The organism is uncultured Veillonella sp., from assembly GCF_938010505.1.
Lineage (GTDB): Bacteria > Bacillota > Negativicutes > Veillonellales > Veillonellaceae > Veillonella.
Genome location: NZ_CALLVP010000104.1, coordinates 1 through 1523 on the forward strand (window position 1 = coordinate 1; position 1523 = coordinate 1523).

A 1523-nucleotide genomic window follows, 5' to 3' on the forward strand; every position below is an offset into this window, starting at 1 on the left:
TATACTAATAGTACTATGGTCAGTAGGTACAACTGATAATTAAAGAACGAAATGTACACTAGAGAAGAGGCCAGATGCCTCTTCTCTAGTCGTGTTTTGAAGGAGTCTTCCATGTTAGATTATTTATTGCAGATTATTCCAACCATCGCCGATGGATTAAAGGTAACCGTATCACTGTTCTGTATTGTATGGATTTTATCTATTCCAGGCGGCATCTTGATGGCTATGTTGCGTCTATCTAAATTACCTTTAGTAGATAAGCTTGTTGATGCTTTCGTGTACTTAATGCGTGGCACACCGTTGATGTTACAAATTTTATTCGTCTATTATGCCTTACCAATCATCACAGACGGTGCCATTCAGATGGATGATGCGACGGCAGCAGTTCTTACTTTCGTATTAAACTACGCAGCTTATTTATGTGAAATTTTCCGCGGTGGTATTCAATCCATCTCTCGTGGTCAATACGAAGGGGCAAAGGTTCTTGGCTTTACATACGCACAAACTATGCGTAAAATCATCTTGCCGCAAATGTTTAAGCGCGTATTGCCACCTCTTGCGAATGAGACGATTAACTTGTTGAAAGATACATCTCTCGTGTATGTATTAGCGATGAATGATATCTTGCGTATTACGAAGTCTATCGTACAACGTGACTTTGATATTTCTGCATTCCTCGTGGCAGCAATATTCTACTTGATCTTTACCTTTATTTTGACGAATATCTTCAACTACTTAGAACGAAGATTTGCTGTATATGAAGATTAATCTAATTCTATGGTAGTTTGTCGTATGTAATGATGTAGCTAGTTTTATAGGTGAGATACTTTTATTTGATGTCTATAGATGCAATTTTGTAGATGAGATATCTTTACTTGAGGCGCTAGTTATATACTTAATATGACGATGTAAGAGGTACTTATGACATTTGTAAATATGGAGCGTATTGAAAAACGCTTTAATAATCAAACAGTATTGAGCGATGTGTCGCTCAAAATGAATAGAGGGGAAATTGTTTCTATAATCGGACCTTCTGGTTCTGGTAAATCCACGTTTTTGCGCTGCTTAGGTCAATTGGAAACGATTGATGGAGGTTCTATTACCGTAGATGGTACGGTTCTTGCTAGCACTGAAAATGGTGTTGTAAAATACGCATCTTCTCAAACTCAGCATGAATTATTGCTCCGCATGGGTATGGTATTTCAATCCTTCAACTTATTCCCACACATGACGGTGATCGATAATATTATGATTGCTCCCCGCATGGTAAAAGGTATGAAAGATGACGAAATCTTACCAATTGCAGAGCAATTACTCAATAAAGTAGGATTATGGGAAAAACGAGATATGTATCCATCTCGTTTATCTGGTGGTCAACAACAACGTGTAGCGATTGCCCGTGCGCTAGCGATGAACCCAGAAATCATGCTCTTTGATGAACCGACCTCTGCTCTCGATCCAGAGCTTACTGGTGAGGTTCTTAAGACAATCAAACAATTGGCGGACGATCACATGACGATGAT

The 1523-nt window shown here is 38.7% G+C and carries 2 protein-coding genes; both read left to right on the forward strand.

All coding sequences use genetic code 11. The features are described 5' to 3' along the window. Nucleotides 1-111: 111 nt before the first annotated feature. A complete protein-coding gene (locus Q0507_RS06435) occupies nt 112-768 on the forward strand; it encodes an amino acid ABC transporter permease (protein WP_298714060.1) in 657 nt (218 codons plus the stop codon). A gap of 153 nt (nt 769-921) precedes the next feature. Beyond that, a partial coding sequence (locus tag Q0507_RS06440; RefSeq protein ID WP_298714063.1) for an amino acid ABC transporter ATP-binding protein occupies nt 922-1523 on the forward strand: 602 nt, incomplete at its 3' end.